The organism is Blastococcus sp. SYSU DS0552, assembly GCF_054050815.1.
This window is the reverse complement of record NZ_JBJHAB010000003.1, coordinates 257,983-281,484: the sequence shown is the minus strand read 5'-3', so window position 1 is coordinate 281,484 and position 23,502 is coordinate 257,983. Positions and strand designations below refer to the sequence as shown.

Genomic DNA, 23,502 nt, shown 5'->3' with positions numbered 1-23,502 from the left:
GTGGTACAGTTTCCCGTACCGCTTGTCGATGGAGGCTGCATGTCCATCACCGCCAGCGAGGCGCGCCAGCGGCTGTTCCCGTTGATCGAGGAGGTCAACGACGACCAGGTCGCGGTCGAGATCGTCTCCAAGAAGGGCACCGCGTTTCTCGTCTCCGCCGACGAGTACCGGTCGTTGAAGGAGACCGTCTACCTGCTGCAGTCACCGAAGAACGCCCAGCGGCTGCGCGAGAGCCTCGCCGAGGTGGCCGAGGGCCGGGCGGAGCAGCGCGAGCTCCTCGATTGAGGATCGCGTTCAGCTCGCACGGCTGGGCGGACTACACGAGCTGGTCCGGCGACCGGAAGATCCTGCAGCGCATCAACCGGCTGATCACGGAGGCGGCGCGCGACCCCGGGGCCGGCACCGGCAAGCCCGAGCGGCTCAGCGGGGACCTGTCGGGGTGCTGGTCCCGACGGATCGATCAGGAGCACCGCCTGGTGTACACCGTCGACGGCGATCTCCTCGTGGTCCTGCAGGCCAGGTACCACTACTGACTCCGAACCGGGCGCGCCCGCCCTCAGCGGCGGGCGAGCTCGGCGGCCAGCGGGTCGAGCCCGAGCTGGCCGAGCGCCAGCACGTCGCGGTGCCACTGCGCCAGGTCGAAGGCGTCCCCGGCTCGCCGTCGGGCCTCCTCCCGGCAGGTGAGGAACACCCGCTCGCCCACCTTGTAGACCGGCGCCTGCCCGGGCCACCCGAGGTAGCGGTGCAGCTCGTCGACCCGCATCGCGTCCTCCATGCTGACGTGCCGGCGGAGGAACGCCAGCGCGACGTCGTAGTCCCACCGCGAGCCGGCGGCCGCCCCGGCGGGGATCGGCAGGTCGAGGTGCACCCCGATGTCCAGCACGACCCGCGCCGCCCGCAGCTCCTGGGCGTCGAGCATCCCGAGCCGGTCGCCCGGGTCCTCGAGGAACCCGAGCTCGCCCATCAGCCGCTCGGCGTAGAGGGCCCACCCCTCGGCGTTCCCCGAGCAGGAGCAGAGCAGTCGCTGCCAGCGGTTGAGCCGCTGGGCGTCGTGGACCGTCTGCCCGATCTGCAGGTGGTGGCCGGGCACGCCCTCGTGGTAGACCGTCGTGGTCTCCCGCCAGGTCGTCATGTCCTCGACGCCCTCGGGCAGGGACCACCACATCCGGCCCGGCCGGCTGAAGTCCTCGCTGGGCGCGGTGTAGTACACGCCCTCGCCGGCGGTGGGGGTGAGCCGGCCCTCGATGCGGCGGACCGGCTCGGGGATGTCGAAGTGGACCCCGTCCAGCGCGGCCACCGCGCGGTCGGCGGTCTCCTGCAGCCAGGCCTGGAGCGCCTCCCGACCGCGGAGGATCCGCGCCGGGTCGGCGTCGAGCACCGCCATCGCGCCGGCCACCCCCTGCCCGGGGGCGATCTCCTCGGCGAGGCGCTCCTTCTCGGCGACGATCCGGGCCAGCTCCGCCCAGCCCCAGTCGTAGGTCTCGTCGAGGTCCAGCCGCGCGCCGGTGTGGTAGCGGGACTCGACCAGGTACCGGTCACGGCCCACGCCGTCGGCGTCCGGCGCCAGCGGCAGCAGCACCCGCTCGAGGTGCCCGGCGAACCCGAGCAGAGCGCCCGACGCCCGCTCGGCGCCGTCGGTCAGGTCGCGGCCCAGCGCGCTGCGGGGGTCGGCCGGGGCCTCGCGCGCCAGCCGGGTGAAGAAGCCGGGGCGCTCCGGCGTCCCGGCCCACTGCCGCGCCCGCTCCGCCGCCAGCCGGACCTGGCGAGCGGCCGAGACCCGGCCCCGGTCGGCGGCGTCGTCCAGCCCCCGCGCGTACCCCAGCAGGGCCTTGGGCATCGCGGCGAGCCGCACCGCGACCGCGGACCAGTCCTCGTCGGTCGCGGTGGGCATCAGGTCGAACACCTCGCGGAACCCCTGCAGCGGGCTGTCCACCGTGTTCAGGTCGGCCTGCGCGTAGCCGGCGTCGTAGCGGTCCAGTTCCGCGCCGAGCCGCTCCAGCATGGCGCTGCGGGCGATCTCGTCGCGCCGGTCGACCGGTTCCAGCGCGTCGGCCTGCGCGCGCGTGCGCCGCAGCAGCTCGGCGTGGGCGGCGTGCCCGTCGGTGCTCAGGTCCGGCCACCGGTCGTCGTGGCCGGGCACCCCGATGTAGGTGGCGACCACCGGCTGCGCCGCGGCGTAGCTCTCGACGAAGCCGTCGGCGAGCTGGTCCAGCGGGGACGGCGGGCGCGCGGGGGAGTCGGTCACCGGGGTCACGCTATCCGGGCGCCCGCCCGCCGCCCGCCACCCGCTCACGCCGTGACGTCGATCAGCACCTTGCCGACGGCGCCGTCCTGCACCGCCTGGTGGGCGCCTGCGGTCTCGGCCAGCGGGAAGAGGTGCAGCGGCAGCCCGGCGTCGTCCCCGACCCGGATGGCGCCGTCGGCGACGGCGGTGGAGACATCCTCGATGCCGAGCACCTTGGCCCGCTCGGGTTCGGTGTAGACGAGCACGAACTGCCAGCGGGCGTTCGGTCCCATCTGCGCGCGCACCGGCACGGTCACCTCCGCGCCTCCGTCGTCGGCGTACATGGCGACCGCGCCGTACATCCCGATCACCTGGGCGTCGACCGGCGCGTTCACCGCGGCCGACACCTCCACGATCGCGTCGACGCCCTTCGGCGCGATCTTCCGTACCTCGGCGACGACGTCCTGGTCCTTGTAGTTCACGACGTGGTCGGCGCCGGCGGCCGCGGCCAGCTGCGCCTTGCGGGGGCTGCTGACCGTGGCGATCACGGTGGCGTCGGACCAGCGGGCCAGCTGGATCGCCGCGTTGCCGACGGCGCCCGCGCCGCCCTGCACCAGCACGGTGTGCCCGGTGAGCGAGCCGGGGCCCAGCCGGTCGGGCAGCGACTCGGCGACGGTCAGGCAGCGGTGGGCGGTGAGGAAGGGGATGCCCAGGGCCGCCCCCAGCTCGAAGGACGGGTCCGCGCCGAGCAGGACGACGTGCCGGGCCGGGACGACGGTGAACTCGGCGGCGGTGCCCCACGGCCGCTGCCACGCCGCCTCCCAGATCCACACCCGCTGGCCGAGCATGGCCGGGTCCACGCCCTGGCCGACGGCGTCGACGGTGCCCGAGCCGTCCTGGTTCGGCACCTGGCCGTCCGGGCCGGGCTGCGCCGCGCTGCGGGACTTCCAGTCGGTGGGGTTGACGCCGGAGAACGCGACGCGGACGCGCACCTCGCCCGGGCCGGGGTCGGGCACCGGCCGGTCGATCAACTGGAGGACGTCGGGGCCACCGGGTTCGCTGTAGGAGATCGCTCGCACGCCGCGGCTCCTACCCGACGAGGGGCGGCTCACTCGGCACGGCGCCGGGAGGTGGTGCGCGGGCTCAGCCGGGCGGCGCGTCGTCGTCAGTGGGCCACTCGGGGATGGGCAGGCCCGAGACGGCCAGCAGCCGCTCGACGGTGTGCTCGACCACCTCGTCTGTCGGGGGCACGCCGCCGGGGGAGGCCATCAGCCGCCGCACCTCGGCCGGCTCGACCTCGGTGCCGACGGCGTCGCGCACCCACCGGGCGAAGCCCTCGGCCTCGGCGTCGACGTCCACGGGGGCGGAGGCATCCGGCTCGTCGAAGTACACGCGCGGCTCGTAGCCGAGGAAGAAGCGGCCACCGGTCGCGTCGGCCGCCCGGTAGTCGACGGTCGCGATGTCACTGTCGTGCACGTCGACCATCAGGAACGGCACCGCGGTCGGCCGTCCCGTGCGCCAGCGCCCCTCGCTGTACACCAGCGTGCCGAAGTAGCCCATGGCCCGAGGCTAGCCGTCGGCACCGGGTCCGCCGGGGGCGGCGACAGGTGCATCGACCACGTGACGGGGTAGGTGCTGGGCCGGAGCAGGTCCCACGACGGAGGAGCAACCGACGATGAGCACCAAGGTCGAGCAGTCGATCCAGGTCGACGTCCCGGTACGCACGGCGTACGACCAGTGGACGCAGTTCGAGGACTTCCCGCACTTCATGAGTGGCGTCAAGGAGGTCCAGCAGCGCGGTGACCGGCGGCTGCACTGGGTGGCCGAGATCGCCGGGGTGCGGCGGGAGTGGGATGCCGCCATCCTCGAGCAGGTCCCCGACCAGAAGATCGCCTGGGCGGCGACGGACGGTGCGACCAACGCCGGCGCCGTCCGGTTCGAACCCGCCGGTCCCGGCTCCACGATCGTCCACCTGAGCCTGGAGTACGAGCCGGAGGGCCTGGTGGAGCAGGCCGGCGACAAGCTCGGCATCGTCGGCCACCAGGTGAAGTCGGACCTGCAGCGGTTCAAGTCCCTCATCGAGGACGCGGGCTACGCCAGCGGCGAGTGGCGCGGGTCGATCGAGCACGGCGTCCACGCCGGCACGCCCGGCGTCGAGGACGCGGCTCTCTCGCGTGGCGACAGCGGCAAGGCCGGGCTCTCGGCGAAGGGCGTCGCCGCCGGCGCCGCCGCGGTGGCCGGGGTCGCCGCCGCCGGTGCGGCCGTGGCCGGTTCGAGGACCTCGACGAGCGATTCGGAGACCGAGCAGCCGCGCCAGGTGCCCGCCTCTCCGCCGGTGACCGTCGTCGAGGAGGTGCCGGCGCCCGACGCGCGGCTCGAGGGATCCGAGGTCGGGGACACCACCCAGGGCGCCACGGCCGCCGGACGCCGGGACGACGACCCGACCACCGGTGGTACCAGCCGCTGACCCCAGGCGGTGCGGGGAGGGGTGAGGCCACTGGCTACCGGCTGCCGGTGGCCCGCTCCTTCACCCGGTCGATCGCCGCGAGCAGCACGACGGTCAGCACCAGGACGGCGAGCGAGGCGATCCACCACCACGGCGCCGGCAGGCGGAGGGTGAAGGCGAGGAACAGCTCGCCGTCGAAGAGCAGGCGGCTGACGAACGGCGCGAGGCCGTTGTAGATGCCGGCGAGCAGCACCAGGGCGCTCAGGGCGTCGTAGCCCTCGGTGCCCGTCTCCTCCCGAGGCTCCTCCGGCTGCGCGGCCGCCGGCGGGGGCTCCTCGCCCCGGTGCAGCAGGAAAAGCAGCAGCGCGCCGACGGCGACGATGCCCAGGCACGCAAGCCACCACCACGGCGACGGCAGGGCGAGCGCGACGGCGAAGCGCTGGTCGGCCTCGGACAGCGGCCGCACGATCAGCGGCACCACGCCCTGGTAGAACGTCAGGAACCCGACGAGCCAGGACAGGACGGGGCGCCAGCGGGCGCGGGGGCGGTCGGTGCTGCTCACGCCGGACAGCCAACCGCCGCAGGGACCGCCGGCACATCGGCCATAGGCCGATCGGGCCACCGACCGAAGACCAGTCGAGGTGCTCGGTGCTGCGGGCGCCGGCGCCCCCGGGTCCGCCGGCCCTCAGCCGCGGCCGGTGCGCAGCTGCCTGGCGACGTCCGGTCGGCCGTTGGCCGCGGCGAGCGCCGCTGCCTGATCCCAGTCGTACTCGACGGCGTGGAACTCGGCCGACCACTGCCCGCCCGAGTCGTCGGCGATGGCGTACCGGGCGTGCGGGGTCCCGGACTCCATGACATGCGGGTAGGGGTGGTCGTCGGCGTAGGCGGGCCAGCCGACGCTGCCCGGGTTCACGACGAGGGCACCGGTCGGCAGCCGCACCACCCGCTGCAGGTGGGTGTGCCCGCACAGCAGCAGCGGGGTCGTGGCGGAGCCGCCGAGCCGGTCGAGGACCTCGGCCTCCGTGGCCTTCTTGCTCTTCGGCGCGCTCAACTACTTCACCCACATCGGGCTGATCATCAACACGATGTAGCCCGGAGCAAGCGGGTGGCGGGGAGCCCCGCCGCCCGCCGCTCAGCTCGGGCTGATCGACAGGGTGAGCCGGGCGCGGCCTTCCTCGGAGCGGGCGGTGGCGATCCGCTCGGTCGAGGGCGTGCCGTACTCGGTCGTGCGCTGGCGGGCGGGCCGGCCGATCGCGGCGGCCATCGCCTCCAGCTCGGCGATGGTCTTCAGCGAGCCGTTCTCGCTGCCGGCCATCCGGCTGATCGTCTCCTCCATCAGCGTGCCGCCCAGGTCGTTCGCCCCGCCCTGCAGCACCGCCTGCGTGCCGGTGTCGCCGAGCTTCACCCACGAGGTCTGGATGTTCGAGATGCGCCCGTGCAGCAGCAGCCGGGCGACGGCGTGCACCGCCCGGTTCTCCCGCACCGTCGGGCCGGGGCGGGCGACCCCGGCCAGGTAGATCGGCGAGTTGTGGTGGACGAACGGCAGCAGCACGAACTCGGTGAAGCCGCCGGTGCGGTCCTGCAACGCTGCGAGGGTGCGCAGGTGCCCGACCCAGTGGGCGGGGGTGTCGACGTGGCCGTACATCATCGTCGACGTCGTCGGGATCCCGACCTCGTGCGCGGTGCCGATGATCTCCAGCCAGGTCGCCGTCGGCAGCTTGCCCTTGGTCAGCACCCAGCGGACGTCGTCGTCCAGGATCTCCGCCGCCGTGCCGGGGATCGAGTCCAGCCCGGCCTCCTTCAGCCCGGTGAGGAACTCGCGGAACGACAGCCCGGTGCGCGCCGCCCCGTTGACGATCTCCATGGGTGAGAACGCGTGCAGGTGGATGCCCGGCTGCCGCCGCTTCACCTCGCGCGCCAAGTCGAAGTAGGCGGTGCCCGGCAGGTCGGGGTGGATGCCGCCCTGCATGCAGATCTCGGTCGCGCCGGCGGCCCACGCCTCGTCCACCCGGTCGCCGACCTGCTCCATCGACAGCGTGTAGGCGTCGGCGTCGGTGCGCCGCTGGGCGAAGGCGCAGAAGCGGCAGCCGGTGTAGCAGACGTTGGTGAAGTTGATGTTCCGGTTCACGACGTAGGTGACGTCGTCGCCGTTGACGTCGGTGCGGACGGCGTCGGCGAGCGCGCAGAGGTTCTCGAGGTCGGTGCCGTCGGCGCCCAGCAACGCCAGGTACTCGGCGTCGGTCAGGCCAGCCGGGTCCTGCTCGGCGTGCAGCAGCGCGGCGAGCACCTCCCGGTCGCCCGCGGCCAGCGCGGTGGAACGGCCGTCCCGGGCGGCCGTCGTGCGGTCGCGCAGCTCCGACCAGTCGCCGTAGACGGCGTCGAAGTCGCTGCGCCGGTCCGTCGTCCGCCCGACGGTGTCCACCTCGACGTGCAGGTCCACCCGGCCGGAGGAGGTCCACGACTCGTCGGGCTCCTGCCACGGCAGGCCCGCCGGCAGGCGCCCCTCGACGGCCAGCCCGTCCGGCCCGGCCAGCGCGGCGACGTGCGGGCGCACCCGCGGGTCCAGCCACGGCTCGGGCTGCAGCACGTAGCCCGGCTGGGCGGCCAGCCGCTCGCGCAGCTCGAACCCCGCCTCGGCCGTGAGCGCCGCCAGCTTGTCGATGTTCGGCCACGGCCGCTCCGGGTTCACGTGGTCCGGGGTCAGCGGGGAGACGCCGCCCCAGTCGTCGACGCCGGCGCGCAGCAGCAGCCCGAGCTCGGTTGAGTCGCTGAGGTTCGGCGGTGCCTGCACACGGGCCTTCGGGCCGAGCAGCAGCCGGGTGACGGCGACCGCGGCGACGTACTCCTGCAGCTCCAGGTCGTCGTGCGCGGCCATCGCGGTGCGCGGCTTGGCGCGGAAGTTCTGGACGATCACCTCCTGCACGTGCCCGTGCCGCGCCGCCGCGGCCCGGATCGCGCCGATGGCGTCGACCCGCTCGGTGTAGTCCTCGCCGATGCCTAGCAGCACGCCGGTGGTGAAGGGGACGGCGGAGCGCCCGGCGTCCTCCAGCACCCGCAGCCGGACGGCGGGCTCCTTGTCGGGGCTGCCGTAGTGCGGGCCGCCCTTCTCGGACCAGAGCCGGGTCGCCGTCGTCTCCAGCATCATGCCCATCGACGCCGACACGGGCTTGAGTCGCTGGATCTCCTCCCACGACAGCACGCCGGGGTTGAGGTGGGGGAGCAGCCCAGTCTCCTCGAGCACCCGGATCGCCATGGCGCGCAGGTAGCCCAGCGTCGAGTCGAAGCCGTGCGCCTCCAGCCACTCGCGCGCGACCGGCCAGCGGTCCTCCGGGCGGTCGCCGAGGGTGAATAGCGCCTCCTTGCAGCCCAGTGCCGCGCCGGCGCGGGCGATGTCGAGCACCTCGTCGGGGGAGAGGTAGGGGGCCTTGCCTTCGGCGCGCAGCTGCCCCGGCGTGGTGACGAACGTGCAGTAGTGGCAGCGGTCGCGGCACAGGTGGGTGAGCGGGATGAACACCTTGCGGCTGTACGTGACGACGCCGGGCCGCCCGGCGCTGGTCAGCCCCGCGTCGCGCACCCGGCCGGCAGCGGTGAGCAGCCGGTCCAGCGGCTCCCCGTCGCCCAGGCCGCGGGCGTGCAGGAGGATCTCCGCCTCGGTCGCGTCCAGGGTCACGCCCCGCTCGGCGCGAACCAGGGCGCGGCGGACGGCGGACTCGGTGGGTGCAGGCACAGCGCTCATAGCGCGTCCGACGCTAGCCCCGCCGGCCACGAGGTGTCGGGCCGCCCCGGCCGGGGGGCCTTCCGTGCGAGCTAGTGCCCTGCTCACAGGCGTGGGCAAGGCACTGGCTTGCGCGGGTGATCCGGTGGTCCCGTCGTGGGACTGCTCAGACGTCGCGGCGCTGGAAGGACATCGCGGTCAGCCCGAGGATCACCGCGGTCCACACCGCGGCCCACGCCAGGTAGACCGGCGTGAGGGGCGCATCGGCCAGGAACGGGAAACCGCCCTCGGGGCCCAGCTGGACGAGCGCCGACGGGTCCTGGAAGGCGTTCATGGCGCCGCGCCACAGGCCGTCGGTGGGCAGCAGCACCCGCGAGACGCTGCCGACCCGCTCGACGCCCTCGTTGCCCAGCGCCCCACCGATGCCGCCGACGACGCCCGCGACCCAGGTGGCGCCGAAGAGCCCGACGGCGATGATGCCCGAGGCCATCGGCGAGACGACGCTGGAGAGCAGCAGCGCCAGCGTCAGCAGCACGATCGTCTCGGCCGCCAGCAGCGCGAGCCCTGCCGCGGGTGACGGCGGCCAGTAGCCGACCACCCCGCGCACGATGAGCAGCTGCGCCAGGCCGGCCAGCACCACGTACCCGCAGCCGAAGGTGAGCAGGCCGAGCCACTTCCCGAGCAGGATCGACGAGCGGCGGACCGGCCGGGCGAGCATCGCCAGCGCCTGGCCCGACTCGACCTCGCCGGCGAGCGTGGGCCCGGCGAGGAACGCGGTGCCGATCGCCGCGATCAGGCTGAAGCCGAACATGATCAGGTTGATCAGCATGGAGGCGACCAGTCGGGCCTCGCCGCTGGTGAGCGTGCCGAGCTCGGTCTCCAGGCCGATGAGCCTGGAGAAGCCCCAGCCGCTGAGCGCGAGCAGCGCCACGGTCAGGATCAGCAGCGCCCAGACGACCTTGCGCCGGAACGCCTCGCGCAGGGTGAGGCCGGCGATCGTCAGCACGGTCACGGGGCCGGCTCCTGGTGCATGGGTTCGTCGTGCCGGAGGACGGCGAGCAGCCGCTCCTCGAGGCTGATCCGCACCGGTTCGACCGCGTGCACCCGGACCCCGAGCCCGACGAGGTCGCGCACCAGGTCGGGCACGGTGACGCCGTCGTCCTCGGACGCCAGGGCGACGGTGAACCAGTCACCGCTGCGGGTCAGCGAGCCGGCCGCCCGGAGCCGCTGCTCGACCCGCTCGTCGACGTCGGCCAGCCGCAGCCGGACCTCGCGCTGGCCGAGCAGCTCGGCGAGCGTGCCCGACGCCGCCACCTGGCCCTTGTCGAGGATCACCACCCGGTCGCACACCCGCTCCACCTCGCCGATCAGGTGCGAGTTGAGCAGGACCGCGACGCCGCGGGACTTCAGCGCCAGCACGAGGTCGCGGACGTCCACCCGGCCCAGCGGGTCCAGCGCGCTGGTCGGCTCGTCGAGGACGACCAGCTGCGGCCGGGCGACCAGGGCGACCGCCAGCCCCAGCCGCTGCTGCATGCCCTTGGAGAAGCTCCCCACGCGGTCGCCGCTCCGCTCGGCCAGCCCGACCGCCGCCAGGCACGCGCGGCGTTCCTCGGCGGGGACGTCGAGGCGGGCCAGCTTCACGTGCAGGTCGAGCACCTCCGCCGCGGTCAGCCACGGCTGGTAGCGGAACAGCTCGGGGAGGTACCCGACGGCGCTGCGGCTGCGCGGGTCCGACGCGGGCCGGCCGAGCAGCAGCACCTCACCGGCGTCCGGTCGCACGAGGCCGAGCAGCATCTTGATGACGCTGGTCTTCCCGGCGCCGTTGGGCCCGAGCAGGCCGACGACCTCGCCGCGGCCGACGGTGAAGGAGACGTCGTCGACGGCGGTCCGGCGTCCGTACCGCTTGCGCAGCCCGGAGCACCAGACCGCCGGCGACGGCGGCAGGTCGTCGAGCCCGCCCGCCGCGGGAGCGTTCGAGGTCACCCCGCGGACGGTAGCGGCGTCAGCGGAGGTCACGGGCGACGTCGAGGAGCTCGTCGGCGCTGAGCGTTCCGGCGACGCCGGTCATCACGCCGTCCTCCACCCAGACCACGCCGGCGAAGAGCCCGTTGCGGGAGGTGAGCACCGTCGCCTCCGCCCCATCGACGTCGGCCGTCGAGCTGGTCACCATCTCCGCGGGAACCGGCAGCGGCAGCGTCGCGGCGTCGGTGGAGAGGTCGCGCAGCTGGTCGGCGAGGCCCTCGGGGAGGCCGGGCAGCGACAGCAGGTAGTCGCGGACCGTCTCGAACGGCACCCCCGAGGAGAGCACCGTCGGCGCGTTCGCCCGGGCGACGACGAGGCTGGGCACGCCGGTCGGCTGCGACCACACCGCCGCGACCCCGGGGCCGGCCTCCAGCCGCAGCTGGGCGCCGTCGAGCCCGGGCGGCGGGGGAGGCAGGACCTCCCCCTCGGCGGCCGCGGCCTGCGCGGCCTTGGCGGCGGAGAAGGTGAACGTCGCGCGGGCCACGTCGGCCGCCAGGTAGACAGGTTCGCCGGTCACGCCCTCGGGCAGCTCGGCGACCTCCGGGACGGTGAGGCCGGTGCGCTCCCGCGCCGCCTCGGCATCGGTCACCGGCTCCGGCTCGGGCTCCTCGGCGAACTCGAGGTCGCCGTAGGCGGAGAGGTCCGGGATCTGCACCAGGTCGGTGGCGCTCACCTCGACCGGGTCGACGCGCTCGGTCTGGAAGATCGGCAGCCAGTCGTTCGCGGCCGCGACCCCGGCGCCGGTCAGCAGGACCACCGCGCCGAGCGCCGCCACGGCGGGACGGCGGACGGCCGTGCCCCAGCGGTTGCGGCCGGCGGTGCGCGCCGGGCGGAAGGCGGTCACGGTCGACGGGGCCGAGGCGGCCGAGAACCGGGCCCACGCGGCGTCGGTGTCGACGGCGCCGGAGGCGGGGTCGGACCCGCCGAGCGCCGCACCGACCAGCTGCGCGTCCGCGCGGGCGTCGTCGAGGGCGCGCAGGCAGACCGGGCAGCCGGCGACGTGCGCGCGGTCGGCGTCGGAGACCCCGGCCGGCTCGTCGATCAGCCCGCGGAGGACGCCCTCATTCGGATGACGCATGGCGGTTCAGCTCCTTGCGAAGTGCGGCTTCGGCGCGGCGGACGGTGGTGCCGACGCTGCGGGGGGACAGATCGAGTGCGGTGGCGACCTCGGCGTAGCTCAGGCCGCTGTGGCGCAGCACGAGCGCGGTCGCCTGCGTGCGGGGGAGCCGGGCCAGGGCCGCCCGGACGCGGCTGCGGTCCTCGCGGGTGAGGACCGCGTCGGCCACGTCGGGGGTGGTGGGGTCGGCGGCCGAGGCCACCGTCTCCTCCCGGGCGGCGCGGCGGCGACCCGAGCGGATCAGGTTCAGCGCGGTGTGCGCGGCGGCGACCGACAGCCAGCCGGCGGCCTCGGCCGCGGGTACGGATGAGCGGCCGAAGGACAGGAACACCTCCTGCGCCACGTCCTCCGCCTGGTCGCGGGAACCGAGCACCCTCGCGGCGACCCCGACGACCCGCTGGTAGTCGCGGCGGAAGACCTCCTCGAGGTCGGGCCGCACCGCACCGCGGGTCGCTGTTGCCGGCACGCTGCCCGCCCCTCCGACCCGGCCGAACGCGCCGGGAAAAGTCAGGACGGCCGCCGGTGCCGCTCGTCCGTGCCGTACGAGGTCCATGTACGGATAGCACCGCCGGGCCTTCGGATGTGACATCCGCGCCCGGAAGGGCTCAGCCGCGACCGGCCGGGGCCCCGGTCTCGTCGACGAACCGACCGCGCAGCCGCAGCAGCGGGCGGGCGTCAGGGTTGAGCACCGGCACGTCGTCCACGGTCAGCAGCGCCAGCACGTGGTCGCCGGCCTCGACCAGCCGTTCCAGGCGGCAGTCCAGGGCGGCCGGCGCCTCGCTCAGGACGATGGCGCCGCTGCCGGCGGCCCGGGTCCACGGCACGGTCTCCAGCAGGTGCCGCGCGCTGGGCCGCCCCGCCGAGGCGAACCGGGAGGCCACGATGGCGTGCGGCGCGGCCAGCACGGTCAGCGCGCAGCGGCCGACCGCCTCCAGCACCTCGGCGGGGTAGCCGCCTGCGGTCAGGCCGACGGCGACCAGCGGGGGTGCGGCCGAGACGCTCATGACCGAGCTGACCGTCGTCCCGACGTCGTCGATGTCGTCCTGCACGGTCAGCAGGCACACCCCGGCGGCGTACTGGGCCAGGGCGGCGGTGAACTCGCGGGCGTCGACCGGCATGGCGGCCAGTCGACCACATGACCAGGATGAGCCGGTGAGCGATGCAGCGGAGCGGACCTACGACGTCGTCGTCCTGGGGGCCGGGTCCACCGGGGAGAACGTCGCCGACATCGTCGTCCGGGGCGGCCTGTCGGCCGTCCTGGTGGAACCGGAGCTGGTGGGCGGCGAGTGCTCGTACTGGGCGTGCATGCCGAGCAAGGCGCTGCTGCGCGGCACCGAGGTGCTGGCCGAGGCGCGCGCCGTCGACGGCGCCCGGCAGGCGGTCACCGGTGACCAGGACGTGGCGGCCACCCTCGCCCGCCGCGACTCCTTCACCTCGCACTGGGACGACTCCGGCCAGGTCGAGTGGGTGCAGGGCGCCGGCATCGACCTGCTGCGGGGCGCCGGCCGGCTCGACGGCGAGCGAACTGTCGTCGTCACCGCCGAGGACGGGACCGCGACCCGGCTGACGGCCCGCCACGCGGTCGCCGTGTGCACCGGGTCGGCGGCGGCGACCCCGCCGATCGAGGGGCTGGCCGACGTCGACCCGTGGGGCCCGCGCGAGGCCACCAGCGCCAAGGAGGCGCCGGGCCGGCTGCTCGTGCTCGGTGGCGGCTACGTCGGCTGCGAGATGGCCACGGCCTGGCAGGCGTTGGGCTCACAGGTCACCGTCCTGCAGCGCGGCGACCGCCTGCTGCCGCGGCTGGAGCCGCAGGCCGGGGACGCCGTCGTCGGCGCCCTGCGGGAAGCAGGCGTGGACGTGCGGCTGGGCACGGAGGTCACCGCCGCCCGCCGCGACGGCACCGAGGTCGTGCTGACGACGGCGGACGGCGAGGTCCGCGGGGACGAGGTGCTGGTCGCGATCGGCCGGGCCGGGCGCACCACCGACCTCGGGGTGGAGACCGTCGGGCTGGAGCCGGGGGAGTACCTGCCCGTCGACGCCACGCTGCAGGTCGAGGGGGTGCCCTGGCTCTACGGCGTCGGCGACGTCAACGGCCGGCAGCTGCTCACCCACATGGGCAAGTACCAGGCCCGCCAGGCAGGGGCGGCGATCGTCGCACGGGCCCGCGGCGAGGAGGTGGACACCGCACCGTGGTCGCCGTTCGTGGCCACCGCAGACGACGTCGCGACGCCGTCGGTGGTGTTCACCGCGCCGCAGGTGGCCAGCGTCGGGCGCACCGCGGCCGAGGCGCGGGACGCCGGCCTGCCGCACCGCGTCGTCGAGTACCCGATCGGCAGCGTCGCGGGCGCCTCGGTGTTCGCCGACGGCTACACCGGGACGGCGATCGCGGTGGTCGACACCGAGCGCGAGGTGCTGCTGGGCGTGACCTTCGTCGGCCCGGCGGTTGCCGAGCTGCTGCACGCGGCGACGATCGCGGTCGTCGGCGAGGTGCCGATCGCCCGGCTCTGGCACGCCGTTCCGGCCTACCCGACGGTCAGCGAGATCTGGCTGCGGCTGCTGGAGACCTACCGCGGCTGAGCGGCCCGTCACCCCCGCCCCGTGGCCACCGCCCCGTGCGCGTACGGCTGGGCTCGCGGCCGCGGTGCAGGGGCGGGAGGTCGCGGCGGCCGCACCCCCGCGACGGCGGCGCCAGCGCCCGTGCTGGAGTTGCGTCGTGCAGTTCGACCGTTCGTCGCGTTCCCCTTGGCACCGCTACATCGCTCTCGGCGACTCGTTCACCGAGGGGTTGAGCGATCCCGACCCCGAGCGCCCGGGAGAGTTCCGCGGCTGGGCCGACCGGCTGGCCGAGCACCTCGTGGCCGCGGCGCCGCACGCCGACGTCGAGTACGCGAACCTGGCGATCCGGGGCCGGCTGCTGCACCAGGTCGTCGACGAACAGGTGCCGGTGGCGCTCGAGGCCGAGCCGGACCTGGTCAGCCTGGTCGCCGGCGGGAACGACCTGATGCGCCCCGGCGCCGACCCGGACCAGCTCGCCGCCACGCTGGAGGCGGCCGTCGTCCGCCTCCGCGCCGCGGGCGCCGACGTGCTGCTGGCCACCGCGGTCGACACCCGCAACACCCCGATCCTGCGGCGGGTCCGCGGCAAGATCGCCGTCTTCAACGCCAACATCTGGTCGATCGCCACCCGCCAGGGCGCCGTCGTCCTGGACCAGTGGGGGGCGCAGTGGCTCCAGGACTTCCGGCTCTGGGACACCGACCGCATCCACCTGACCGACGAGGGGCACCGCCGGATGGCGCTGGCCGCCGCTGCGGCGCTGGGCCTTCCCGGGGTCGACGGCGAGGACTGGCGCACCCCGCTCCCGCCGCAGCCGCCGCGCGAGCTGCGGGCGGCCCTGGCCGAGGAGGCGGCCTGGGTGCGCGGCTTCGTGGCCCCCTGGATCGGCCGGCGGCTGCGCGGCCGGTCCTCCGGTGACGGCCGGGCGCCCAAGCGTCCCGTGCCCCTGGCGCTCCCGCGTCCCTGACGCCCCGTACCGGCACGGACGACGAAAGACCTTGACAGGCAAGTGAGCACTTGCCTGATACTGAGCCGTGGACACGGACCCGGAGCTGTTCAAGGCGCTCGGTGACGCGACCCGACGCACGATCCTCGACGAGCTGCACGACCGGGACGGTCAGACGCTGTTCGAGATCTGCGGCCGGCTGGCCATGAAGCACGGGCTGGCCTCCTCGCGCCAGGCCATCTCCCAGCACCTCGCGGTGCTGGAGCAGGCCGGTCTGGTGCGCACCCGGCGGCAGGGCCGGTACAAGTTCCACCACCTCGACACGGGCCCGCTGCGCTCGATCGTCGAGCGGTGGCCGATCCAGCGAGAGGAACCGACACCGTGATGCGCATCCACCTCACCAGCGTGTGGGTCGACGACCAGGAGAAGGCGCTCGCCTTCTACACCGAGAAGCTGGGGTTCGTGAAGAAGACCGACGTGCCCACCGGCGAGGCGCGCTGGCTCACCGTGGTCTCGCCAGCCGACCCGGACGGCGTCGAGCTGCTGCTGGAGCCCGACGGCCACCCCGCGGCACGCCCGCTCAAGGAGGCGTTGGTCGCCGACGGCATCCCGTTCACCCAGTTCGCCGTCGACGACGTGCAGGCCGAGGTCGAGCGGCTGAAGGGCCTGGGTGTGGAGTTCACCCAGGACGCCACCGACCTCGGGCCGGTGGTCACCGCCGTCCTCGACGACACCTGCGGCAACCTGATCCAGCTCGCCGCCATGAAGCAGTGAGGACCTAGTCCTCGTCGGGGTCGGCGAGCTCGTCGAAGAGCGTGCGGGCCGACAATCGGCCGGTGTCGGTGACGTCGTGCCCCTGCGGGGTCGAGGGCGGCCGCTGCCGGGGGAGCGGGAGCGGCGCCGGCGGCTCGGGCAGCAGCTCCCCGGCGACGTCCTCGGCCGGGGTCTCGGTGACCTCGCCGATGAGCACCTCCGCCGGGTTGGGTAGCGGCGCCGGGCGGCCGAACGCGTAGCCCTGCGCCATGGCGCACCCGTGGTCGAGCAGCCAGGCGGCCTGGTCGAGGTCCTCGATGCCCTCGGCGATGACCTGCAGGCCCATGCCGCGGCCGAGCTGCAGCAGCCCGTGCACGAGCGCCGCCGTCGAGGGCTCGGTGACGACGTCGGCCACGAACGACCGGTCGATCTTCACCGTGTGGATGGGCAGCCGGTGCAGCGCGGTGATCGCCGAGTACCCGGTGCCGAAGTCGTCCAGCGCGAGCGTCACGCCCTGCTCGGTGACGACGGCGACCGAGTGCAGCGTCGCCTCGGCCGCGAACAGCGCGGTCGACTCGGTGATCTCCAGCTCGAGCCGGTGCGGCGGCAGGCCGGACTCCTCCAGCGCGGCGGCGACCAGCTCGCTGAAGCCGTCCTCGGCGAGGTGGCGGGCGGAGATGTTGACGTGCACCCGCAGGTCGTCGGTCCAGGTGGCGGCGTCCAGGCAGGCCCGCCGAAGCACCCACGCGCCGAGCTTGGAGGTGAGCCGGTTGTTCTCCGCGACGTCCAGGAAGACGCCGGGCGGCAGCAGGCCGCGGGTGGGGTGCTGCCAGCGGATCAGCGCCTCGTAGCCGAGCAGCGTCTCGTCGGCCAGGTGCACGATCGGCTGGTAGAACAGCCGCAGCTCGTCGTTGTCGAGGGCGTGCCGCAGCTCGGTCTCCAGCTGCAGCGCGTCGACGTCGCTGCGGCTGAGTGCCCCCTCGTGCACCTCGATGCGGGCACGCTGGCCGTCGGCCTTGGCCTTCGTCAGCGCGCTCTGCGCCTGACGGAGCAGGTCGTCGGGGGTCATGTCGGCGCCGAGCGTGAGGCCCACGCTGGCCGAGAGGGTGATCTCCCGGCCGTTCACCACGAAGGGCTCGTCGAGCACGCTCAGCAGGCGGTCGGCCAGGGCGCGCAGCCCGTCGAGGTCCTCGACGTCCTCGGCGACGACGAGGAACTCGTCGGCGCCCAGGCGCACGGCGGTGTCCTCGACGCGGGTGCTCCAGCGCAGCCGGTCGGCGAACTGGCTGAGCAGCAGGTCGCCGGCCTCGTGGCCGAGGGCGTCGTTGACCGCCTGGAACCGGTCGATGTTGAGGTGCACCAGGCCGACCTGCAGGCCCCGGCGCCGGGAGAGCGCCACGGCGTGCCGCAGCCGGTCGGTGAGGGCGCGGCGGTTGGGCAGGCCAGTGAGCGGGTCCATGAACGCGCGCCGGACGGCATCCTCCTCCGCGCGGCGGCGGTCGGTGACGTCGACCAGCGAGAGGACGACGAACTGCGCCGTGCCGTTGTTCTGCCGCACCACCTCGTGGGACTGGACCACCCACAGTTCCGTGCCGTCGGAGCGGCGCAGCCGGCGCTCGCCGTCGAGCAGCAGGTTCGGGTCGAGCGCGGGTTCACCCGGGCCGGGCTCCAGGCCGAGGTCGCCCACCGGGGGGTCGTCGGGGTGGGCCAGCAGGTCGATGTGCCGGCCGGCCAGGTTCTCGGCTGTGCGGCCGGTGAGGGCGCACATCCGCGGATTGGCGACCAGCACGTGCCCGTCGAGGTCGACGAGGGCCTTGGCGATCGGAGCGCCGAGGAACAAGGCCTGGAACAGCTGGCCCCGGTCGGCGAGCAGCGTGTCGATCGCCCGCAAGCGCTGCCCGGCGCCACCGCCGGGCGTGCCCGGGGACCGGGGCATCTCGGGTGCGGGGAGGCTCACCCGGACAGCGTCACGCATCGCAGGCGAGAAGTGACGGAACCGGTTCACGGAGAGTCGTGATCGTCCCGTCACACTCCGTCGCATGAGGGCTCACCCGTCCCACCCATCGCGCCCGCTGCGGTGATCTGCCACAGGGCACGGGAATCGGGACCGGTCTCCGAGCGCTGCTGGAGCAGACATCGACGAAAGGACCAGTCGTGGACAAGCGGATCGGCTTCCTGTCCTTCGGGCACTGGCAGCCCATCCCGGGCTCGCAGGTGCGCACCGGGCGGGACGCCCTCGTGCAGAGCGTGGAGCTCGCGGTGGCCGCCGAGGAGCTGGGGCTCGACGGCGCCTACGTGCGGGTGCACCACTTCGCCCGCCAGCTCGCCTCGCCCTTCCCGCTGCTGGCCGCGATGGCGGCCCGCACCAGCCGGATCGAGCTCGGTACCGGCGTCATCGACATGCGCTACGAGAACCCGCTCTACATGGCCGAGGAGGCGGCGGCGACTGACCTGCTCGCCGACGGCCGGCTGCAGCTGGGCGTCAGCCGGGGGTCGCCGGAGACGGCGCTGCGCGGGTCCGAGGCGTTCGGGTACGTGCCGGCCGAGGGCAGTACCGACGCCGAGCTGGCACGGCAGAAGACCGCGCTGTTCCTCGCGGCGATCAACGGGCAGCCGGTGGTGGACGCCGACCCGCGGATGACCGGTGGCGCGACGGGGAAGCTCGCGATCCAGCCGCCGTCGCCGGGGCTGGCCGACCGCATCTGGTGGGGTTCGGGCACCCGCGCGACGGCGGAGTGGACGGCGCGGCAGGGGCTGAACCTGATGAGCTCCACGCTGCTGGTCGAGGACACCGGCGTCCCCTTCGACGAGCTGCAGGCCGAGCAGATCGCCCGCTACCGCGCCGCCTGGGCCGCGGCTGGGTGGGAGCGCGAGCCGCGCGTCTCGGTGAGCCGCAGCGTGCTGCCGATCACCAGCGACCTGGACCGGCAGTACTTCGGCGGCGGCCGTGAGGGCGAGGACCAGGTCGGCATCCTCGAGGGCGTCCGCGCCCGCTTCGGCAAGAGCTACACCGGTGAGCCCGACGTGCTCGCCGAGGAGCTGGCCAAGGACGCCGCCGTCCGCGAGGCCGACAGCCTTCTGCTCACCGTGCCGAACATGCTGGGCGTCGAGTACAACGCCCACCTGCTGCGGACCATCGTCGAGCACGTCGCGCCCGCGATCGGCTGGGTGCACCCGGACTCGCGGTAGCGCCGCAGGCCCGCCCCGGCGGCGTCCGTGTCGACTCGTCGTCTTCCGGCCTGGCGACACCACCACGTGTCGACAACGGCTGACGTCGGGCGGCGTCACCCGCCCGGTGGAATCCGCTGGAGGCGGGCGCGTCGGTGCCGGTTCCACATCAGACTCTGCGGGTGCCCACCACCGATGCCGAGCGCTGGACTGAAGCCCGGCGGATTCTCGACGGGCTGCCGTCCGAGGCGCTCGAGGCGCGCGTCCGCCGGGGACGCCGGCTCGTCGTCCTGCTGGTGGCGGCCCTGCTCGTGCTGTGCGTGGCGCTCGCCTTCACGGTGGCTGTGTGGGCGGGCGACGAGCCGTCCGCGACGGAGGACGAACCGCTCTGGCAGGAGATCGCAGCGCTCGTCGCCGCCACGTCCGCGTGGGTGCTCGTGGCGGTCGGCGCGATCGGGCAGTGGCGTGCCACCCGTCGGCTCGGCGGCCTACGCAGCCCCCTGACGGTGCTGGACCGTCGACAGCAGAAGCTGCTCCTGCAGGAGTTGCGCGGCAGCGTGCCGGTCGATCCGACGCACGTGCCCCTGGTACGCCACCTGGCCGAGCGGCTGACCGCTCAGCGGTGGCTGCTGATCCTCCAGCTCGGCCTGCTGCTCATGTTCGTCGGGCAGTTCATCGGCTCGCCGTCGCCCTGGCGCCTGGGCCTGGTCGTGGTGATGGCCCTCGGCATGGCCGTGCTCCTCCCGCTGGTGCTCCGCAACGAGCGGCGGGCCCGCCGATTCCTCGTTGAGCACCCCGCCCGCGAGCCGCTCTAAGGGTGCTGCCCGCGCTCTGGGGGTGCTGCACGACTCCCGAGGCGCGAGGAACACCCCCGGAGCGGCGGCCGGGGCAGCGGGTCAGCGCAGGTCGAAGCCGAGGTCGAGTACCGGGGCGCTGTGCGTGAGTGCGCCGACGGCGAGGTAGTTGACGCAGGTCGCCGCGACCTCGGGAGCCCGCTCCAGCGACAGCCCGCCGCTGGCCTCCAGCCGGACACCCGTACCCCGCACCAGCTCGACCGCGGCGCGGGTGTCGGCGAGGGAGAAGTTGTCGAGCAGCACCAGCTGGACGCCGGCGTCGATCGCCTCGCGCACCTGGTCGAGGGTGTCGCACTCGACCTCCAGCGGGATCTCTGGGGAGTGCGCCCGGACCGCCTCCACCGCCGCTGCGATGCCGCCCGCCGCCGCCACGTGGTTGTCCTTGACCAGGGCGGCGTCGCCCAGGGCCATGCGGTGGTTGACCCCGCCGCCGCAGCGGACGGCGTACTTCTCGAGCACGCGCAGCCCGGGCAGCGTCTTGCGGGTGTCGCGGATGGTGGCGCCTGTGCCCTCGACGGCGTCGACCCAGCGCCGGGTCATCGTGGCGATGCCGGAGAGGTGGCCGACCAGGTTCAAGGCAGTGCGTTCCGCGGTCAGCAGCGCCCGGGTCGGCCCCGTCGCGGTGAGCACGGGGGCGTTCCTGCGGGCCGCCATCCCGTCGGCGGCCTGCACCGTCACGGCGAGGTCGTCCCCGCCGACGATCGCGAACACCGCTGCGGCGACCGGGACACCGGCCAGCACGCCGGGCGAACGCGGCACCACGTCACCGGAGGCGCGGGCGTCGGCCGGCACCGTGGCGGCCGTGGTGACGTCGGGGCCGAGCGCCAGGTCCTCGTCCAACGCCCGGCGGATCACCCGCTCCACGGCCGTCGGGTCCAGACCGCCGTCGCGGAGGAGATCGGCCAGCTCCGGTCGCAGCGGGTGCCACTCGGTGCCGGTCATGCCACTCCCTGGGTCTGATCGGCCGCGGTCAGCGGCACGGTGCGGGTGTGCAGGTGGCCGGAGGCGTCGACGCGGTGGGCCAGCCGCAGCTGCCACTCGGGCCGGGTGCCGGGGGCGTCGGCGCGCCGGTGGCAGCCGCGGCTCTCCGGGCGGGCGAGCGCCGCGGTGGCCAGCAGGGTGGCGACCGTGTGCACCGCGGTCGCCTCGACGGCGGCCAGGTCGAGCGGCCGGCCGGCGGGCAGGCGGGGCGCGGCGGCCAGCGTGCCGGTGAGCTCGGTCAGGCCGTCGGCGGTGCGGACCACCCCGGCGTGCCGGCTGGTGGCCGCACCGATGGCCGCACGCGACGCGGGGTCCACCGCACCGGTCGCCAGGGCGCGGGGGGAGGCGGGGGTGGCGGGGGTGCCCGCGGGGAGCGTGGTGTCGAGCAGCTCCGCGCAGCGGCGGGCGGCGACCAGCCCCTCGGTGATCGAGTTCGACGCCAGCCGGTTCGCACCGTGCACACCGGTGCAGGCGACCTCGCCCACGGCGAAGAGCCCCGGGACGCCGGTGCGGCCGTCGAGGTCGGCGAGCACGCCGCCGCAGGTGTAGTGGGCGCCCGGGGCCACCGGCACCGGCTCGGTGGCCGGGTCAACCCCGGCCTCCCGGCAGGCGCGGAGGATGCCGGGGAACCGGCGCTCCAGGAAGCCGGCCCCGAGGTCCGTCGCGTCGAGGAAGACGCAGTCCTCGCCAGTGGCGGCCAGGTGGGCGGCGATGGTGGCCGAGACGACGTCGCGGGGCGCGAGGTCGGCCAGCGGGTGGGCGCCGGTCATGATCGGGCGTCCCACGCCGTCGACGAGCACGGCGCCCTCGCCGCGCACCGCCTCGGAGATGAGCACCTGCTGGCCGTGGGCCTCGGGCCCCTGCCAGAGCACGGTGGGGTGGAACTGCACCATCTCGACGTCGGCGACCTCGGCGCCGGCGCGCAGCGCGAGCGCCAGCCCGTCGCCGGTCGTGCCCGCGGGGCTGGTGGCGGCGGCGTAGGCCTGCCCGTAGCCGCCGGTCGCGAGGACGACGGCGTGCGCGCGCAGGTCACCGGCGTCGACGAGGGCGCCGTCGTCCCCGACCCGGGCGACCCGCAGGCCGACGACCTCACCGCTCGCGGCCCGCAGCGCGTCGAGCGCGACCGTGTGCTCGAGCACCTCCACGCCCGCCGCGCCCAGCGCCTCGACCAGTGTGCGCGTCACCTCGGCGCCGCTGGCGTCACCACCGGCGTGCACGATCCGGTCACGGCTGTGCCCGCCCTCCCGGGTCAGCGCCGGGGCGCCGTGCGAATCCACGTCGAGCCGCGCCCCGAGGTGCTGCAGCAGGCGGACCGCGGCCGGGGCCTCGGCGACGAGCGCGGCCACCGCCGCCTCGTCGCACAGCCCCGCCCCGGCGGTGAGCGTGTCCCGCAGGTGCAGTGCGGCGTCGTCGTCGGTACCGAGCACCGCCGCCAGGCCGCCCTGCGCCCAGCGGGTGCTGCCGGCGCCGAGCGGGCCCTTGGTGACGACGGCGACCCGGCGTCCTGCCTCGGCCACGGCGAGCGCGGTCATCAGCCCGGCGGCGCCGCTGCCGACCACCGCGACCTCCGTGGTGCGGGACCAGCCCGGTTCCGGCAGGGGGAGGGCCGGGACGACGGCGGGGGCGACCGGCGCGGTGCGGCGGGGCCCCACCGTCACTCGCCGACCAGCGACGGGGTGCCGAGGCCGATCATCGCCTCGACGGCCGACCGCGCGCGAGCGGCGATCTCCGGGTCGACGGTGACCTCGTCGCGGCCCTCGCGCAGCGCGCGCAGCAGCTTCTCCGGCGTCGACATCTTCATGTAGGGGCACTCGGCGCGCGGGTTGACCGCCTCGAAGGCGGCGGCCGGGTTGGCCTGGCGCAGCTGGTGCAGCATGCCGATCTCGGTGGCGACCAGCACGCGCTTCGCCGTCGTCCGCTTCGCCTGGTCGAGCATCGCGCCGGTGGAGAGGACGTGCACCCGGTCCGACGGCAGGTCGCCCTGGCCGACCATCCAGAGCGCGCTCGTGGCGCAGCCGCACTCGGGGTGCACGAGCACCTCGGCGTCGGGCGCGTCCTCGATGCTCTGCCGCAGGTCGGTGGGGGAGATGCCGGCGTGCACGTGGCACTCGCCCATCCAGATGCGCATGTTCTGCCGGCCGGTGACCCGCTGGACGTGCGCGCCGAGGAACTGGTCGGGGAGGAAGAGCACCTCGCGGTCGGCGGGGATCGAGTCCACGACCTCGACGGCGTTGGAGGAGGTGCAGCAGATGTCGGTCTCCGCCTTCACCTCGGCGGTGGTGTTCACGTACGAGACGACGGCGGCGCCCGGGTGCTCGGCCTTCCATGCGCGGAGCTGGTCGGCGGTGATCGTGTCGGCCAGCGAGCAGCCGGCGGCGGCGTCGGGCACCAGCACGGTCTTCTCGGGGCTGAGGATCTTCGCCGTCTCGGCCATGAAGTGGACGCCGGCGAAGACGATCGTGCTCGCGGTGCTGGCCGCGGCGATGCGGGACAGGGCGAGGGAGTCGCCCACGTGGTCGGCGACGTCCTGGATCGGGGCGGCCTGGTAGTTGTGCGCGAGGACGACGGCGTCGCGCTCGGCGGCCAGCCGGCGGACCTCGTCGCGCCAGTCCTGCCACTGCTCCGGCGTCCACTGCGCGGTGGTGGGAGCGGGGAGCGTTGCGGTCACCGGGACCTCCGGAGGAGTGGGGGTTTCGGACTATCAGGCGAAAACCTCTGCCCAG

General features: G+C 74.7%; 24 protein-coding genes. 9 read left to right on the top strand and 15 right to left on the bottom strand.

Annotated elements, in window-relative coordinates; genetic code table 11:
* The first annotated feature begins 39 nt into the window (after window positions 1-39).
* Both ACI8AG_RS04985 and ACI8AG_RS04980 read left to right on the top strand, forming a co-directional pair.
* Window positions 40-285 (top strand): type II toxin-antitoxin system Phd/YefM family antitoxin, encoded by a 246-nt coding sequence (locus tag ACI8AG_RS04985; protein ID WP_456596157.1) that lies wholly within the window; start codon window positions 40-42, stop codon window positions 283-285.
* The gene (locus ACI8AG_RS04980) at window positions 282-533 is read left to right on the top strand and encodes a Txe/YoeB family addiction module toxin (RefSeq protein WP_456596156.1); all 252 of its coding nucleotides are present in this window, start codon (window positions 282-284) and stop codon (window positions 531-533) included. Before ACI8AG_RS04985 ends, ACI8AG_RS04980 begins: the two co-directional genes overlap by 4 nt.
* Before the next feature lie 23 nt (window positions 534-556).
* Here the strand turns inward: ACI8AG_RS04980 and ACI8AG_RS04975 are convergent, their stop codons facing one another.
* From ACI8AG_RS04975 to ACI8AG_RS04965, 3 genes are all read right to left on the bottom strand, one after another.
* Window positions 557-2,245 carry a DUF885 domain-containing protein gene (locus tag ACI8AG_RS04975; RefSeq protein WP_456596155.1) on the bottom strand — a complete coding sequence of 563 codons (1,689 nt, stop codon included), beginning with the start codon at window positions 2,243-2,245 and terminating at the stop codon, window positions 557-559.
* 44 nt (window positions 2,246-2,289) lie between these two features.
* Window positions 2,290-3,303, bottom strand: coding sequence for an NADPH:quinone reductase (locus tag ACI8AG_RS04970; RefSeq protein ID WP_456596154.1), 1,014 nt, complete (start codon window positions 3,301-3,303; stop codon window positions 2,290-2,292).
* A gap of 64 nt (window positions 3,304-3,367) precedes the next feature.
* A complete protein-coding gene (locus tag ACI8AG_RS04965) occupies window positions 3,368-3,784 on the bottom strand; it encodes a hypothetical protein (RefSeq protein WP_456596153.1) in 417 nt (138 codons plus the stop codon).
* Between the two features lie 115 nt (window positions 3,785-3,899).
* On the opposite strand from ACI8AG_RS04965, the gene ACI8AG_RS04960 reads away from it, so the two are divergent.
* A complete protein-coding gene (locus ACI8AG_RS04960) occupies window positions 3,900-4,691 on the top strand; it encodes an SRPBCC family protein (RefSeq protein ID WP_456596152.1) in 792 nt (263 codons plus the stop codon).
* A 34-nt stretch (window positions 4,692-4,725) separates the two neighbouring features.
* On the opposite strand, the gene ACI8AG_RS04955 is transcribed toward ACI8AG_RS04960, so the two are convergent.
* From ACI8AG_RS04955 to ACI8AG_RS04920, 8 genes are all read right to left on the bottom strand, one after another.
* The gene (locus ACI8AG_RS04955) at window positions 4,726-5,232 is read right to left on the bottom strand and encodes a hypothetical protein (protein ID WP_456596151.1); all 507 of its coding nucleotides are present in this window, start codon (window positions 5,230-5,232) and stop codon (window positions 4,726-4,728) included.
* 123 nt (window positions 5,233-5,355) lie between these two features.
* On the bottom strand, window positions 5,356-5,721 hold the full coding sequence (locus tag ACI8AG_RS04950) for a metallophosphoesterase family protein (protein ID WP_456596150.1): 366 nt from the start codon (window positions 5,719-5,721) through the stop codon (window positions 5,356-5,358).
* An 81-nt stretch (window positions 5,722-5,802) separates the two neighbouring features.
* On the bottom strand, window positions 5,803-8,406 hold the full coding sequence (locus ACI8AG_RS04945) for a bifunctional FO biosynthesis protein CofGH (protein WP_456596149.1): 2,604 nt from the start codon (window positions 8,404-8,406) through the stop codon (window positions 5,803-5,805).
* A 145-nt stretch (window positions 8,407-8,551) separates the two neighbouring features.
* Window positions 8,552-9,397 (bottom strand): ABC transporter permease, encoded by an 846-nt coding sequence (locus ACI8AG_RS04940; RefSeq protein WP_456596148.1) that lies wholly within the window; start codon window positions 9,395-9,397, stop codon window positions 8,552-8,554.
* On the bottom strand, window positions 9,394-10,368 hold the full coding sequence (locus ACI8AG_RS04935; protein WP_456596147.1) for an ABC transporter ATP-binding protein: 975 nt from the start codon (window positions 10,366-10,368) through the stop codon (window positions 9,394-9,396). The genes ACI8AG_RS04940 and ACI8AG_RS04935 overlap by 4 nt, the downstream gene beginning before the upstream one ends.
* Before the next feature lie 19 nt (window positions 10,369-10,387).
* Window positions 10,388-11,485 (bottom strand): hypothetical protein, encoded by a 1,098-nt coding sequence (locus tag ACI8AG_RS04930; protein ID WP_456596146.1) that lies wholly within the window; start codon window positions 11,483-11,485, stop codon window positions 10,388-10,390.
* Window positions 11,469-11,990 carry a sigma-70 family RNA polymerase sigma factor gene (locus ACI8AG_RS04925; RefSeq protein WP_456596145.1) on the bottom strand — a complete coding sequence of 174 codons (522 nt, stop codon included), beginning with the start codon at window positions 11,988-11,990 and terminating at the stop codon, window positions 11,469-11,471. Before ACI8AG_RS04925 ends, ACI8AG_RS04930 begins: the two co-directional genes overlap by 17 nt.
* Before the next feature lie 139 nt (window positions 11,991-12,129).
* Entirely contained in the window at window positions 12,130-12,642 is a 513-nt protein-coding gene (locus tag ACI8AG_RS04920) for a flavin reductase family protein (RefSeq protein ID WP_456596144.1), read from the bottom strand.
* A 34-nt stretch (window positions 12,643-12,676) separates the two neighbouring features.
* Between ACI8AG_RS04920 and ACI8AG_RS04915 the strand changes: the two genes are divergently transcribed.
* The 4 genes from ACI8AG_RS04915 (at window position 12,677) to ACI8AG_RS04900 (ending at window position 15,797) form a co-directional block, all read left to right on the top strand.
* The gene (locus ACI8AG_RS04915; protein ID WP_456596143.1) at window positions 12,677-14,101 is read left to right on the top strand and encodes a dihydrolipoyl dehydrogenase family protein; all 1,425 of its coding nucleotides are present in this window, start codon (window positions 12,677-12,679) and stop codon (window positions 14,099-14,101) included.
* Window positions 14,102-14,237: 136 nt separating this feature from the next.
* Window positions 14,238-15,044 (top strand): SGNH/GDSL hydrolase family protein, encoded by an 807-nt coding sequence (locus ACI8AG_RS04910; protein WP_456596142.1) that lies wholly within the window; start codon window positions 14,238-14,240, stop codon window positions 15,042-15,044.
* Between the two features lie 67 nt (window positions 15,045-15,111).
* Complete coding sequence (locus tag ACI8AG_RS04905; protein WP_456587710.1) at window positions 15,112-15,408, top strand: ArsR/SmtB family transcription factor; 297 nt, start codon at window positions 15,112-15,114, stop codon at window positions 15,406-15,408.
* The gene (locus tag ACI8AG_RS04900; protein WP_456596165.1) at window positions 15,408-15,797 is read left to right on the top strand and encodes a VOC family protein; all 390 of its coding nucleotides are present in this window, start codon (window positions 15,408-15,410) and stop codon (window positions 15,795-15,797) included. The genes ACI8AG_RS04905 and ACI8AG_RS04900 overlap by 1 nt, the downstream gene beginning before the upstream one ends.
* A gap of 4 nt (window positions 15,798-15,801) precedes the next feature.
* On the opposite strand, the gene ACI8AG_RS04895 is transcribed toward ACI8AG_RS04900, so the two are convergent.
* Complete coding sequence (locus ACI8AG_RS04895; RefSeq protein ID WP_456596141.1) at window positions 15,802-17,733, bottom strand: putative bifunctional diguanylate cyclase/phosphodiesterase; 1,932 nt, start codon at window positions 17,731-17,733, stop codon at window positions 15,802-15,804.
* Between the two features lie 197 nt (window positions 17,734-17,930).
* Between ACI8AG_RS04895 and ACI8AG_RS04890 the strand changes: the two genes are divergently transcribed.
* Both ACI8AG_RS04890 and ACI8AG_RS04885 read left to right on the top strand, forming a co-directional pair.
* The gene (locus ACI8AG_RS04890) at window positions 17,931-18,965 is read left to right on the top strand and encodes an LLM class flavin-dependent oxidoreductase (RefSeq protein WP_456596140.1); all 1,035 of its coding nucleotides are present in this window, start codon (window positions 17,931-17,933) and stop codon (window positions 18,963-18,965) included.
* A gap of 161 nt (window positions 18,966-19,126) precedes the next feature.
* A complete protein-coding gene (locus ACI8AG_RS04885) occupies window positions 19,127-19,759 on the top strand; it encodes a hypothetical protein (RefSeq protein WP_456596139.1) in 633 nt (210 codons plus the stop codon).
* A gap of 81 nt (window positions 19,760-19,840) precedes the next feature.
* On the opposite strand, the gene nadC is transcribed toward ACI8AG_RS04885, so the two are convergent.
* The 3 genes from nadC to nadA are packed head-to-tail and all read right to left on the bottom strand — an operon-like array spanning window position 19,841 to window position 23,447.
* Window positions 19,841-20,740, bottom strand: coding sequence for a carboxylating nicotinate-nucleotide diphosphorylase (gene nadC / locus ACI8AG_RS04880; protein ID WP_456596138.1), 900 nt, complete (start codon window positions 20,738-20,740; stop codon window positions 19,841-19,843).
* Complete coding sequence (locus tag ACI8AG_RS04875; protein ID WP_456596137.1) at window positions 20,737-22,437, bottom strand: L-aspartate oxidase; 1,701 nt, start codon at window positions 22,435-22,437, stop codon at window positions 20,737-20,739. The genes nadC and ACI8AG_RS04875 overlap by 4 nt, the downstream gene beginning before the upstream one ends.
* Window positions 22,434-23,447, bottom strand: coding sequence for a quinolinate synthase NadA (nadA, locus tag ACI8AG_RS04870; RefSeq protein ID WP_456596136.1), 1,014 nt, complete (start codon window positions 23,445-23,447; stop codon window positions 22,434-22,436). Before nadA ends, ACI8AG_RS04875 begins: the two co-directional genes overlap by 4 nt.
* Window positions 23,448-23,502 lie beyond the last annotated feature (55 nt).